This window comes from Pseudomonas sp. B21-047 (genome assembly GCF_024748775.1).
Taxonomy (GTDB): domain Bacteria; phylum Pseudomonadota; class Gammaproteobacteria; order Pseudomonadales; family Pseudomonadaceae; genus Aquipseudomonas; species Aquipseudomonas capeferrum.
In genome coordinates this window covers 1,532,030-1,545,713 of sequence record NZ_CP087169.1, presented here as the reverse complement: position 1 = coordinate 1,545,713, position 13,684 = coordinate 1,532,030, and the positions used below count along the sequence as shown (strand labels likewise).

At 59.3% G+C, this 13,684-nt stretch carries 5 protein-coding genes; 2 read left to right on the top strand and 3 right to left on the bottom strand.

Annotated elements, in window-relative coordinates; genetic code table 11:
* Position 1 precedes the first annotated feature (1 nt).
* From LOY26_RS07095 to LOY26_RS07085, 3 genes are read right to left on the bottom strand one after another with little or no spacing between them, the layout of a single operon-like run.
* A complete protein-coding gene (locus tag LOY26_RS07095; protein WP_258714524.1) occupies positions 2 to 2,275 on the bottom strand; it encodes a hypothetical protein in 2,274 nt (757 codons plus the stop codon).
* A 50-nt stretch (positions 2,276 to 2,325) separates the two neighbouring features.
* Positions 2,326 to 4,788 (bottom strand): hypothetical protein, encoded by a 2,463-nt coding sequence (locus LOY26_RS07090; RefSeq protein WP_258714523.1) that lies wholly within the window; start codon positions 4,786 to 4,788, stop codon positions 2,326 to 2,328.
* A 27-nt stretch (positions 4,789 to 4,815) separates the two neighbouring features.
* Positions 4,816 to 6,567, bottom strand: coding sequence for a hypothetical protein (locus LOY26_RS07085; RefSeq protein WP_258714522.1), 1,752 nt, complete (start codon positions 6,565 to 6,567; stop codon positions 4,816 to 4,818).
* Between the two features lie 190 nt (positions 6,568 to 6,757).
* Between LOY26_RS07085 and LOY26_RS07080 the strand changes: the two genes are divergently transcribed.
* Both LOY26_RS07080 and LOY26_RS07075 read left to right on the top strand, forming a co-directional pair.
* Positions 6,758 to 11,542 (top strand): RHS repeat domain-containing protein, encoded by a 4,785-nt coding sequence (locus tag LOY26_RS07080; protein WP_258714521.1) that lies wholly within the window; start codon positions 6,758 to 6,760, stop codon positions 11,540 to 11,542.
* A gap of 184 nt (positions 11,543 to 11,726) precedes the next feature.
* Positions 11,727 to 13,595, top strand: coding sequence for a hypothetical protein (locus tag LOY26_RS07075; protein WP_258714520.1), 1,869 nt, complete (start codon positions 11,727 to 11,729; stop codon positions 13,593 to 13,595).
* The last annotated feature ends 89 nt before the right edge of the window (positions 13,596 to 13,684 follow it).

Here is a 13,684-nt window from a genome sequence, read left to right as displayed (position 1 = left end):
ATTACGGTTGGTTGGCATGCGCGTGAGCAGTGACGTCCCAGCGCTCGTCCAGGGGCAGAATCAGGTAGCCGTAGGCCGTCCCTAATGGCGAAGGCAACTCGTAGGTAGCGATGACCAGCACGTAAGGCGCAGCGGTGCTCGGGTCTGGCAGATAACGGCCATCGGCGGTTACTTCACCTGGGCCGTCGAGCGGTAATTGCCACTGCACATCAGTGGATACCGGGTTGCCCATGATCAGCGCCTGCAGTTGCAGCGCCCCGTTGGGCAACAGGGTGTAGCGCACCTGGAGCAAAGGCTCGGCTGCCATCACCAAAACATGGCAAGAAGCAGCCGCCCCAGTTTGCAAATCACTGGCCTGTACCTCTTCAATCAGATACGGGGCATCACTGATCTGCTCGGCAGCGGCGTAGACTTGGCCAGTACCTTCAGCCGCCGGGCGCAGGGCACCACTGCCAGGTTTTGGATCGACCAGCGCCCATTGCAGCTCGCCACCGAGCGTGCCGGCGCTCACCGGCACTTCATCGCCGACACTGCAAACCCGTATCAAAGGGTTGACCGTGATGCGCTGGCGCAGCGCACTCACCAGGCTGATGGTCCGCGCGCGGGTGCTGGTGTCGGTCGCCGTGACCAGTACCCGCACACCATCGCGCCCCATACCATGGGCCGGCGGTGCCCGGTAGGCGCCGGTGGCGGCGTCGATGTTGCCGGGCAGGCCTTGGCTGCCAGGTACAACGGCCACACTCCAGGTAACAGTGCCTCGGTGCGCCGGGTCGATCTCGAAGCTGTGCCGGTCACCCGCCGCCAACAACACGTAGGGCTCAGTGATACGTAAGGTGTCGTTGCCTGACTGCAACGACCCGAACAACGCAAGGCCATTGGGCATCTCCAACTGTCGCGCTGCGAGTCGCGCATGGCGGGCCAAGCGCACTTGCCCCAACACTTGCTCAGGCACCCTCGCCGTGAGTCGCAGGGTCAAACGCTTGAGAATCGTCTGTTTAAGGGCGAGGGCAATGAACTGATTGATCTGTGCCAGCTCCGAAGCCGGCAGGAGCTCGGGCAGGCCAGACACATGAGTCACCTCAGGCGCATCGCTTACCGGCCACAGGATCTGCCCCAACAACAGGCCGCCAGCAGCCTCTTCAGGTTCTGGTTTGAACAGGTCGAAACGGTGCTGCAATTGGAAGTCGAATGTCGCGGTGTGGGTCTTCCATAAAGTGGCATCAGGGCGCTTGTAACGAAACTCGACCGAGCAGGGTGCTTGCCAATTCAGCTCGGCATGGCTTGCGAGCAGGTCCACACGCAACGGCAACGCACCTGCCCCAACAGGTACGCTGATACTGGACGACTGGAACTGAAAGTCACGGGTGTCGTAATGGATACCTGGGCCTTGCAGCAACCCTGCCTTCGCCTGCATGCTCACCCGTACATCCGCCTCTTGCTGGTAATCGAACTGCCCTCCTTCGAGCAGATGCTCTACAGCGTTAGCAAAAGCGGCGCGGTGCACTAGGCGCCGCGACAGCAGCACGGTTGCCGGGTTGTCGGGGCCCTGCTCGTCGGTCAGCAAAAACGGGAAATTCGAGCCTCGGGCGGGGTAGGCCCCAAAGGAGCCATGCTCCAATGCGGCAAACAACACCACCGCAAGCTGACCATCGACTGCACTGACATGGCTACGCAGACCAAGCCTGCGCGACCTCAAATAGGCATTACCTGAGGTGTCTGCAAATTCCAGCAAGGTCTGGACGCGCAGCTCAGGTGGCAAGCTGGTGAAGAAAAATTTGAAAAACTCGCCGCCCGCAGTGCGTTCCGGTAATGATTGGCCAAGGGACAACTCCAGGTCGTCAGACAGTGCGAGGTCGGCGGACAACGTCTGCCCCCCATCGATCAGGTCCAACGTCTGTCGCAAACACAAGCCGTCGAGCGCATCGTGAGCGCTTACGCCGATCACCCCTTGCATGCTGTCGCGCACAACATGCACACCTCCCGCGACCGCAGTGCGCTGGGTGAACCGCGCAGTTTCGTAGGAAGGCACGGTCAGTTCAAACTCAGGTGCCGCCAGATGGTACCCGAACAGATGATGGGTAATCCCCGTGCTGGGTATGGCGATGCGTGCGTCGATCCCCTCTATGGCACCTTGCTCTGCCAGGCGCTGAACGTAGCCCGCCTGCAGGGACTGGTTGAATACTGCAGGGGACAGCGCGGCGATGAAGTCCCAATCCCCATGCGTGGGGTGATCTTTCATCCAAGCCAGCAGCAGTGGCAATGCGTTACCAGACATGGCGTTCTCCAGATTCGATGACGAGGCTTGCAATGGCGTGCGGGAGCGCGTCAGCCTTGGCCGGCTGCCGTCCCGACTACATGGGCACACAGGGTTCGCATTTCAGCCTCGAAATCAGCCAGAGGCAGCGGCAGGACGATGAAGTCGGCGAACGGGGGTAAGGTCGGGATGCAGAAGTCGTAGAGCCCTTGGAGCACCACGAAACGTGCATCGCTAAGTGGATCAACTCGGTACGTGTCGGCGTCGAACGAACCGGGACCGACAAGCACCGACCACGCGGCATTCGGCATCGGGGCATTATTGACATAGAGCTCAAGTTGCACCTCCCCCTTGACCAAGTCCATGTGCGCTATTGAGAGGGTCGCACTAGTGGCCATGCGGGTGATGACGCACGTGGTATGGGTTTGCCGGGACACGCTGTCCTGCACTTCAACCTGTTCGACGAAGAACGCGGCGCCGGCTATCCCCTCCCCAGCGACATAATGAGTGCGTGCGCCAGTGGTCACGCTCAGCGAGCCATGGGGGCTGTCACCCAGAATGCGCCAGCTGAGGTTCTGCGGCGTCAGGCTACCTGCTGTGAGTACCACCTCGGCCTTCACGGGGCAGACCTCCACCAAGGGACTCAGGTCCAGGCCCTGGCGCATTACGGTAACCAATGCGGAGCTTGCGAAGTTCGTCACGGGATCGGTAGCGGTGACGCGGACACGTAGATAGTCTCGGTCCATGGCACTTGCGGGGGGCGCCTGGTAATTGCCATGGGTAATGCTGCCGACATTGCCTGTGGCGCCATCGACCCATTTCAACGCCCAATCCAGCGCATCGTCACGCTGCCCGCTGATGAACTGCAACGAAGTACCCTGAACCATCACCGGTTCCAGGGGCGATATGTCGAAGGTAGTCAGTGACGGGCTGACCGCGCCGAACAGGCCGATGTCGTTAGGCGCCTGCACCTCATGCCCAATCACAGCGCCGCCGAAACTCAAGCGCACTGTATCGTGGACCAGGGCTTCGGTCAGCAGGCCCGTGGGCATATCCTTGGCCAGGCGGGCTCTGATGGCAGTCTCGTAAGTGGGCCTAAGGTGGCCACGGATCGTAAATAGAACGAAAAACACGTAGTAGAGTACTAACAACCCCATCAAGGTGTCCCGCGAAGTCTGGAGGGTCGCGTCGCTGCTCCGCGAAGCCTGGAGGGTCGTGTCGCTGTCCGACGGAACCTCATGGTCGGGTATGTCAACAGGCGGTGTGATGTCGTTGACATCAAGCGACTTCAGTTGAAGCGTTCCTGTGTCGCCAATACCCATTTCATAATGGGCATTCACCCGCAGCGAAAAGGGCTGATCGACAACTGAAAATTGTTCCCAGTCATGCTCAGTGAAGAGCTGGTGCGTATCCTCCAGTTTCAGCAATTTCACGGAGGCCAGAGCGGTGATTGTCCATTCCAGATGAAGATCATTACCCTCAAGTACGCAGTGGAAGTTGTTTTTCAAGGGCGCTGGGGTGACGTCGACGCTATGTTTCATGAAAATGAGGACTTGCTCGCCGTTCAGCCTGAACTTTGGGTCTCCGACCGTATCAAATTCCTGGTAGGGATGAAGGTAATGCCCGTTCACCGCCGAAATACGTTCAAGCCGTTTACCTTCGCTGTAGTGAAGTTCAAACTCTGCGTCGGTCAGTAGCCCGCGGAACTGGCGCAACAACTCGGCCGTCATGATGCGCTGGCGGTCCAGCAGCACGGTCGCCGAGTAGCTGGGTTCGTCGGGGATCAGGTAGCGAAAGTCTGAATCCGTCTCAGGCAGCGACCCCTCATAGCTGCCTGCCATGCGCACGAACCCCAGCACAGCGCCATCGCCCTCGTCGGTGCCGGGCGCTTGATCCGGGTGCGCCTGGGTGCGCAGGCGAAAACTCTGCGGGAACAACAACGGCTCAAGCCCTGGTGCAATCTGCCCCGCAGACCACATCCGCTGCGCAGGCGGCAACTTTCTGAAGAGTTCCCGGAAAAAGGCCCCGCCCTCTTCCTTAGCCCTATTGCTATCAGCAAAGCTCAATTCGAAATTGTCGCTTTGGCTGAGGTCCAGGCTGATCTCGCCCCCTTGCGCAACATTCCCTGGCACGTCACCCAAACGCAGATCGAGTTTCAATTCGGGCCCTGCAAGCGGGCCGATGAAGTCGAGCCTCTGGACATACCATTTGCCTAGACGATTTTGCAGATCCACCTGCTGCCCAGCGATGACCGACATGCGCAGGCGTGCCTTGGAGTCGTTCAGGGTGGCGTTCTCGAACGATAGACGCGGGCGGTCCAGGGTGAAGTCGTGAATGAATACCTTGTATTCATTAATGATCGGTATGCTGCCGCTGATTGGCGGCAAGTAAGACTGGGTATCGAAACGACGAATATATTCCTGGCTGAGCAGCCTGTTGTATTTGGCGCGGTCCAGCGACACGATCATGTCCCAGTCGAATAACCGACTTCTTTCACGCATCCAGTTCAGCAAAGCAGGCAATGTGTTATTCATGTGCAGGTTCTCACGTTGAAGTGATGGTTAATGCACGAGCCGTGCAGACACGGAGCGAAAAGGCTTGTAGCTTTCGCCATCGTCGAAACTTGCTGCGACCGTGATGAGAAACACCTGACCAAGCTGCAGGCTTTCCAGCCAACTTTTCGGCAACTGGGCGTGAATCTCGCTGACGTAATATTCCTCTTCGCTGACCGGCAGGTTGTCACGCAGCCAGATCGACACCTCATCGTTCGGCCCGCGTCTACCCAAGGCCTGGATACGCAGCAGTTGCCCTTCAGCCATGAAGGGCCAGGAGGCCAAGGTGAACGGGCTACTGTCACCCTGCACATCCGCCAGGCTCAGTTCGCTGTTCTTGATATCCCGACCACTGATTAGCGGATAAACCTGCTGTGCATAATCATCGACACGCAGGTCGAAGGCTGCGGAGGGATAAGCCTGTTCACCAGGCGGCGTGACGGTGTAATACACCCGCAGACGCTTACCTATGTTCGCTGGAATGGCAGAGCCAGGGACGGGATACCGTCGAGGATCACCGGCAGAGGGCGTATCGATGATGATTGAGCCAGTACTGGCATGCCCGTCCCAGTGCATCTTGACCACCGCGCCGGCTGTTTCAGCATCGGCTGGAATACGTACATGGGCCCCCCAGAGCGCATCGCGCGGATGCAGCGTGGCTTGGTTCGGATCATCGCCGACGTCTGGCACCGCATTTTCGATGATCGGCCAAGGCAGATACAGCGGGCGGCGCACGGTCAGTTGCAACGGCAGCGAACGCCGTGCCTGACGATGACGGGAATACTGATAATAGATCTCGAACGCCTGGCCGAATCGCTCTTCGCTCAGCCAACCTGGCTCCAACAACACCAACAGGCGCTGGCTATCGATGTTGCTCATATCCATGCGCACACCGCGCACCGTGCGATCACGGCCGTTGATGGACACGACGATCTGGTCACCTGCCTGCATTCCGGGGTAAGGCGCTATGACCAGCGGAACACCCTCGCGATAGTCATCGGGGTTCAAGTAACCATTGCCGTCGTACCCGGGGATTTGCGGCGCTTCCAACAGGGGTTCGGGCGAGGCGAATGACTGCACGACGAAACGCTGTGTCGGGGATTCGCTGGTACTGCCGTTGGAGTACGCGATGACATAGTGCAGGTCGCCGTAGTCGCCTTCTTGAAGGTCCCACACATACTCGACAGGGAGCTGCATGCTGATCGGATGGCCGATGTCATGCGCCCCGACAGGGTGACGGCCTTTATAGGGCTGATCGGGAGAGTCGCGGCTATAGGCTTGCCAGGTCAGAACCAGCTCATCATCCACTGACATCGATTCATAGGGAGGGATGGTAACGGTCTGGTCCTCATTCAGCTTGCCGACTTCGAGCACCAGATCGTGCGATTGCGCGATCTGCGCAACGCCCAACGAATACCCCGTGTTCGCAACGCCGTCGACCGAGAAGAACAACCGCAGCGATTCGGTGTCAGGCCCCACCCGCATACCCGGTGCATAGGAGTAGAACACGTACCCTCCGGACAACCTGACCAGGACGCCATTCGGAATGGTCACCTTGCCGCCCCGCACCGGGTCGACATCTTGCGGGCACTCTAAACCGAGCAGGTCGACCACATCGCCATCGGCGGTGCAGCCGCGCCAGTTCAAGGTGATGGGATCGCCAGCGCTCATACCGGGGTTGATCCAGGTCTCGAGGGCGCCGCCATTGAGCTCGACCACATCGATGTTTGCATCACGCAATAGCGGAATATGGGGTAGCACGGGTCTTGAAACCATACATGCCTCGCTTGCTCGTTCGAGCAGTGCCGGTGATCAATGGCGAGAGTTATATACGCTCGCCACAACGTGGCGAAACTGGCAAAAATGCCAGGTGACAGCGCAGCAGCGTGGCCTTAGCGTGACCCCCAACTGGCAAAGCGGTTGTCACGACCGTCCCACGTGAGGGTGAACCATGACCATCAAGACTTCCGTGCACTCCAATGCAATGAACTTCATGAGTTTCATTTCAGGCGGCGTCGATCCTCGCACCGGGCAGTACACGGTGGCGATCGAACTGTCAGAACTGGGTGGCAACGACGGACAGGGGCCGGCGTTCAAGCCAAGCTTGTTCTTCAGCCCGCTCAATACCGAGGATTCGGGTTACGGCATGGGCTGGAACCTGAAGATTTCGCAGTTCACGCCCCACGACCAGGTGCTGTCGTTGAGTACCGGCGAGTCGTTCAAGATCACCGACCAGGGCACACGACCGATGACGCTGCAGGAGCAGCGGCTCGACAACTTCCATGTCTACCAGGAAGGGGCCGATGGCCTGCGTGTGGTGCACCGCTCGGGGGTGGTGGAGATCCTCACCGAGCAAGGTAGCGCCGATCGCCAGGTGTACCTGACCAAGACCCTGCTCTCGCCCCAAGGGCACCGGTTGAACTTCGATTACGTCCTGTTCGCCAGCACCCACCCCGTGCTGGCGACTATCAAAGACGGCAGCGACCGGTTGCTGTTCAGCCTGAAAAGGGACGGCGGCGGTATCGAGTTGGATGAACACCCCTACCAGGGTGAAGACGGCGGCCCTTTGGCGAGGTACCGGATGGTGCTGCAAGGCAGCGACAATCGGGTGGCCACGATCGTTTTGCCAACGGCCGAAATGGCCAGCTGGCGCTACACCTACCAAACGGTGTTCGGCCATCTGTGCATGAGCGAGGTCGGCACCCCGACGGGTTCACGCGAATACCTGAGTTACGACGATGGCGGGCATCAGTTCCCCAACCGCAGCGGCCGCATCCCCTTGCCGCGGGTCACCACTCACCGCATAGAGCCCCGTTTCGGCCAACCGCCCATCAGTATCGAGTACACGTTTCCCGATGGAAACAACTTCATCGGCGGTAGCACTAGCATCGGCTGGGATGATTCAGGGCGAGACAACCTGTATCAATTGCTGGGTGAATACGAGTACGGCAGCAACGAGGTAATCTCAGTCGATGGCCAGGAACTGCGGCGCATCGAACGGCGCTTCGACCGCTTCCACCTGACAACCCGGGAAACGTCGATCGAACAGGGCCATGTCAATACGCAGTTCACCCGCTACGACGTGGACTACCACAAGCCTTTCGCTCAACAGCCGCCGAGCTTTCAGTTGCCTGTAACCGAAGAGCGCCAGTGGCGGCTGGCGGACGGCAGCCGTCCGCATCGTAGCGAGGTGGTCACCAGCCGTTATGACACGCACGGCAACCTGTTGAGTCGAACAGAAGCCACCGGCGTTACACAGACCTCTGAGTGGTACCAGGTCATTCGCGACGACGATGGCAACCCGGTTGATGAAGATGGCCACCCCGCCGACCCCGAAGGGTTCGTGCGTCACCTCAAGGCGCAGGTTACTTTCCCCGCTCAAGGTGAAGGGGTAGCGCCCATCCTGAGCCAGCAGTACCGGTATGTGACACTCCCGGCACTGGCCAGCAGCGACCTGCCGCGCTGGCACGCCCTGCGCACTGAAACCCTGCTCGACCTGAGCCAAGGCGAGCAGGAACTGCGCCGCATCGAGCATCACCACACTGACGCCCCGACCGACCCGGCCCAGCATGGCCGGCCCTATCGCAAGGTGCAGGTCAGCAACGCCCTGCAAACAGTCACCGAGTGGCGTTATCGCACGGTAGCCGGCACAGCGCCCAGCCAAACGGTGCTGCAGGTGGAAACGCTGGTGACCGGCTACGATGGCCCGCAACGCACCACGCTGGAACAACGCTCGCTGTTCACCGGCGAGCAGGTCCTGGGCCGTGATGGCGACGGTGTAGAGACCCGCTACCAACACGATGCACTGCGCCGCCTGGTGCGCGAGACCGTCGCTGAAGACACCCCTCACCAAGCCAGCAGGCACTACCAGTATGCGCTGTGCGCCGAAGACAACCAACAGGCCAGTCAACAGGTGAGCGATGCCCGCCAGGTGTGCACCCGCAGCCTGCTCGATGGCCTTGGGCGGGTCATTCGGGAGCAGCGCGACCATGTTTACCCCGAACGGCCAGAAGTTTTCGTCGACACCCTGAATGCGGCGTATGACGAACAGGGCCGGCCAATTCGGGAAGACCGCTATGACTACCTTGCAGATGGGCAGCGCCTGACACTGACACAGCGTTTTCTGTACGACCATTGGGGTGAGCGCCGGTGCACCGTCGCACCCGACGGTGTCGAATGGCACGAGCAGACCGACCCGCTGGGCAACGCCAGCCACTCGGGCAAAATCATCCAGCGCTGGCGGCAACAGGCAGACCTGGTCAGCGCCCGTGAGCAAACCTGGCTGAACCTGTTCGAAAACCCTGTCAAGGCCCTGCGCCTGAACAGCGACGGCACACAGCAGGCGGAACAGAGCTGGTACTATGACGGGTTGGGTCGGTGCTTGCGCAAGCTCGATGAGCGGCGCAACGCCGAACACTATACCTACGACGCCTGGGGCCGGATGCTCAGCACCCGCTTGCCTGATAACACCCTGGTCAGCCGGGATTACGCAGGGCACAGCGAAACCGACCTGCCGATCCGTGTGTTTGTTCAGCCCGGCAATGAGTTCCACCGCAGTGCAGAAGTCGGCGCGCAGTTCTTCGACGGCCTCGATCGCCTCAAGGCAAACAGCAGCGGCCCACGGCTGGAGCATTACCACTACCAGGGCGGTGAATCACGTGCTCGGCACAAGGTCGTCGCCGATGGCCGCGAAGTGGTTTACGACTATACCCTCAGCCACACCCTCTATCCGTTGCTCAGCAGCGCGAGCGATGATGAAGCACGTTTTGTCTACGACCCGGTGAGTGCCCAGGTCACGGCGTGCAGCAATGGCAACAGTGAGTACCAGTACGAGTACAACATCAACGATCAACTGACGGCAGAGCACCTGCAGCAACCGTCCGGACTCGCCTGGACCCGCCGCCACGACCACTCCCTGCTGGGCCTGCCTTTGACCACCACGCAAGACAATGGCCTGGTCAGCGCTTTCCAGTACGATCAGTTTGGGCGTGTATCGACACTGCGCCAAGGCCACCTGGAGATCCAGTACGCCTATGACCTGCTTGGGCGGCCGCAACGGGTCACCAGTCGCGACCTGCACAGCGGTAAATCGCTGGAAACCGAGATCGAATACGACGACCAGGATCGCGAATGCAGGCGCACCTGGCGCCAGCCTGGCAAGCCGGAGCGCAGCCTGCAACAGACCTGGGGCCAGGACGGTTTGCTGGCACAACGCCACCTGCAACAGGCGCAGGTAGACCTGCTGAAGGAGACGTTCAGCTACAACCCACGGGGTCAGTTAATCCGCCATCAGTGCCAAGGCCTGCAACTGCCGCATGATGCCCTCGGGCGGCCAATCAGCTCGCAGACGTTCACCTACGATGGCTACGACAACATCGTCGAAAGCACCAGCACGTTCGCCGGCGGTAGCGGTAGGGAGCGCGCCCAGTACCGCTATGCCGCAGATGACCCGTGCCAGCTGCGTGGTATCACCTATACCCCGGCCCGGGCTACCCCCAACCCCACGTTCCGCTATGACCGCAACGGTAACCTCACCCAGGATGAACGCGGCCGCCAGCTGACCTATGACAGCCAGAACCGGCTGCTGTCGAGCGAAGATAATGGCCGTATCGAGCGCTATCGCTACGACGGCCACAATCAACTGCTGGGCACCTCGGGCACGGGCCAGGACGATACCCTACTGCTGTACCAAGGCAACCGGCTGAGCCTGGCGGTGCGGGGTGCGACCCAGACGCACTACCTGAACCTGGGCGACCAGCCGCTTGGCCAGCAACAGGCCGACGCGCCTGAGCAGACCTTGCTGCTGCACACCGCTGCCAGCCACAGCGTGATCGCCGAAAGCCAGGCCGACCAGCAGCGCAGCATTGCCTACAGCGCCTACGGCCAGCCCCATAGCGTCGACAGCGCACAAGCCCATGCAGGCTTCAATGGCGAAGTGCTCGACCCCGCCAGCGGCTGCTACTTGCTGGGCAATGGCTACCGCGCCTACAGCCCGGTACTGATGCGCTTCTATAGCCCGGACTCGCTCAGCCCGTTCGGTGCGGGGGGCCTCAACTATTACGGATACTGTCAAGGCAACCCGATCACCTTCCAGGACCCCACCGGCCATGTGTCGTCACGCCCACGGCGCCCCGACGAAGACATCACCTACGATTCCGAACGCGAACAACCCAAGCAAAAACACGGTTGGCTCAAATGGTTGTTCGTCGGCATCGCCATCGTTGCGACCATCGCCACCGTGGTCACCGCAGGCAAAGCCGTGATTGCCGCAGCGGCCGCCTGGAAAGTCGTGGGTGCCTTCGCCGCAGGCAAGCTGATCGCGACTGCTGCAGTACACGTCGCTGCGACTGCAGCCACGGTAGTAGCGACGGGGTATCAGCTTGATAACGCCATCAGCGGTAATGAGAAGTCAGGGGAAATGGCGACCTGGTTCGGGCTGGCGGCGACGGCTTTGGCGTTTGCGCCAGCGGTTGTCAAGAGCGTCGGTTCGCTGGTTTCAAGCGTGCGTTCGTTCAGGTCGGGTTCCTATTCGCTCAGAGGAACGCCAGTGCAGGGCAAGAACATAGACGGAACTGACCGATTTATCAGATCGGCGAGACTCACCGATTACGAGACTGAATTGCTGCGGCACTCCCTGTTGCCACGTCCGCCTCAGCGCGCACATTCACTGATTTCATTCGACTCTGACTTATTTACACCGCGTGGCGGGAGTATGAGTTGGATAACAACCCTGTGACCCGAGAAACCGTCGGTATTCGCCGACACTTACTTCGCACATTGGGAGATGCACATGAACACGCCCGCTAACTCTTCAAGTAAACGTCAAATCGCAGAACAGGATCGCCGCGCCTATCGACTCGCGCGAACAGCGTATCTAAGTCGATTACTGACTGAACTCCCTCCCGTCGTCCCAGGGATCATTGATCCATACAGATGGCACACTTTCCCGAGAGGCCGCAAGTGCTGATCTTCTGATCCAGATTCCTGCCTGGAAGTTTCTCCCCGAGGAAGATGACACCGAAACGGTTCAACTCCAAATTTCCACGGTCGGCCTTGAACCTTCTACGTTCAGAGATATCGGCGAATCCAAAGAGGTGGTTGGGCCAGCCGATCCCAGCGACTTCCCCCTCGAAATGTTCGTGCCCCTGAACCAGCTCGCCGAGGGACGACTTTGGCTGCGTTACAAGATTGTAACTTTTAATTCTAGTACCGTATTTTCAAGCATTGTACCGCTTATCTGTGACCGCACTGCACCTTACAATCCGACTCTGCCTGACGGCCAGCTGGACGCACTTTCACTGCCCATCGCGGTGATTGACGACGATTACCTCGCGGACCATCCCAACGGCCTGACGGCCTCGATTCCCACCTATCATACCGCCAGGGAGGGCGATACCTATCAGGTCTTCTACTTCGATCATTTCCCTAGCGAGCATGACGATTACTCGACGCCTGTTCACCGGGGGCCGGTTGACGTTGCGGCTCCGCAAGTACTAATACCACGAGCCGTCATCGAAGAGGCGAAGGATGGCAAATACTACCTCGCCTATTATCTAACGGACAAAGCTCACAACAAAAGCCGGATATCGCTTGCCACCCCGTTAAATGTGACACTGGGTGCCTTGCCAAAAAATCTGCAATTGCCTGAAGTACCTCTGGCGCAGGCCGATAACCTGATCGATCTCAAGGACGCCATCCAAGGCGTAACGGTTCTCATCCAGACCTACGATAATGCCAGGGAAACAGACCACATTGCCATCACCTGGGGTACTGCACCGTTGGTAATAGAGCCCGTCGGAGCGAAGCCATTCCCAATCTATATCAATGTGCCGAATCCTATTCTGCATGATCAGTACACCGCTACGGACGTACCTCAAGCCACGGCGGTGAAGTATGCAATTCTACGGGGGGAAGTCCCCTTCCCCTCGCAGCCAATCAGCGTGGATGTCGACTTCAGCATCGTCGGGCCGGTTCGTCCCGATCCCGACCCCACTTGGCCCGATCCAATCAACCCACTGCTGCCCCCTCCCTCAGTCATTGGTGGTGGCTCCGGCGGACTGAACAAACTTGATCACTCGGATGCCAACATCGATGCGACACTGTTGTTCGAACTTTATGACAATGCTCAGGATGGCGAAGTCGTCGACTTTTATTGGGAGGGCATATTAGTCACTGAGGCACGCTACACCGTAGACACCTCCGACGGACCGACGGTGGAGAGAATTTTGCCGTGGGAGTATATTCTTGAGGCGAGCAACAATTCCGAGCTGAAGCTCTATTACACCATACGCAAAACCGATGATGCGCTGAATGAACAGCAGTCGAAGGTGCAACTTGTCAATGCCAATGCCGTGATCATCACTCTTCCGCTCCCTGTGTATCAGGGTGTGGTCAAGAACTGGATCAACTGCGATTCACTGGCCAATAGCGGAGCTGAACTCTCGCTCAAGGTTGCTATCCCGGACCTGCGTAGCCATTTCACTCTAGGTGAAAAAATCACGCTTTATTGGGAACCGTGGTGGGGTGCGAGCGAGACCGACGGCTCCGATCCCGTAATAGATGCCCAGTGGAACGAAACCATTACGCTAGACGTCGATCACATCGGCGGTTTCATCTGGGAAGTTAAGCCCTACAAAGATTATCTGCTACCCACCTTCAACCCACCCGACCAAATCAGGGCTCGAGCCCGGGTACGCTATAACAAGGAAGATGACCCAGGCTTGAGTTCAGAATGGGCGGTACAACGTATGAGCATTGCTGAAGGGGGTTCCTCGTGTAGCATTCCTTGACGGCAAAACGACACCTCCTGTAAAGCAGGGTACCACGCGGCCCTGCTTTTACTTCACCCAAGACTCAGAATTATTACCTTGGCATGTAG

Excerpts from the sequence above, each read along its gene's own strand:
- LOY26_RS07095 (WP_258714524.1), bottom strand. The coding sequence starts at position 2,275 with ATGTCTGGTAACGCATTGCCACTGCTGCTGGCTTGGATGAAAGATCAC.
- LOY26_RS07090 (WP_258714523.1), bottom strand. The coding sequence starts at position 4,788 with ATGAATAACACATTGCCTGCTTTGCTGAACTGGATGCGTGAAAGAAGT.
- LOY26_RS07080 (WP_258714521.1), top strand. The coding sequence starts at position 6,758 with ATGACCATCAAGACTTCCGTGCACTCCAATGCAATGAACTTCATGAGT.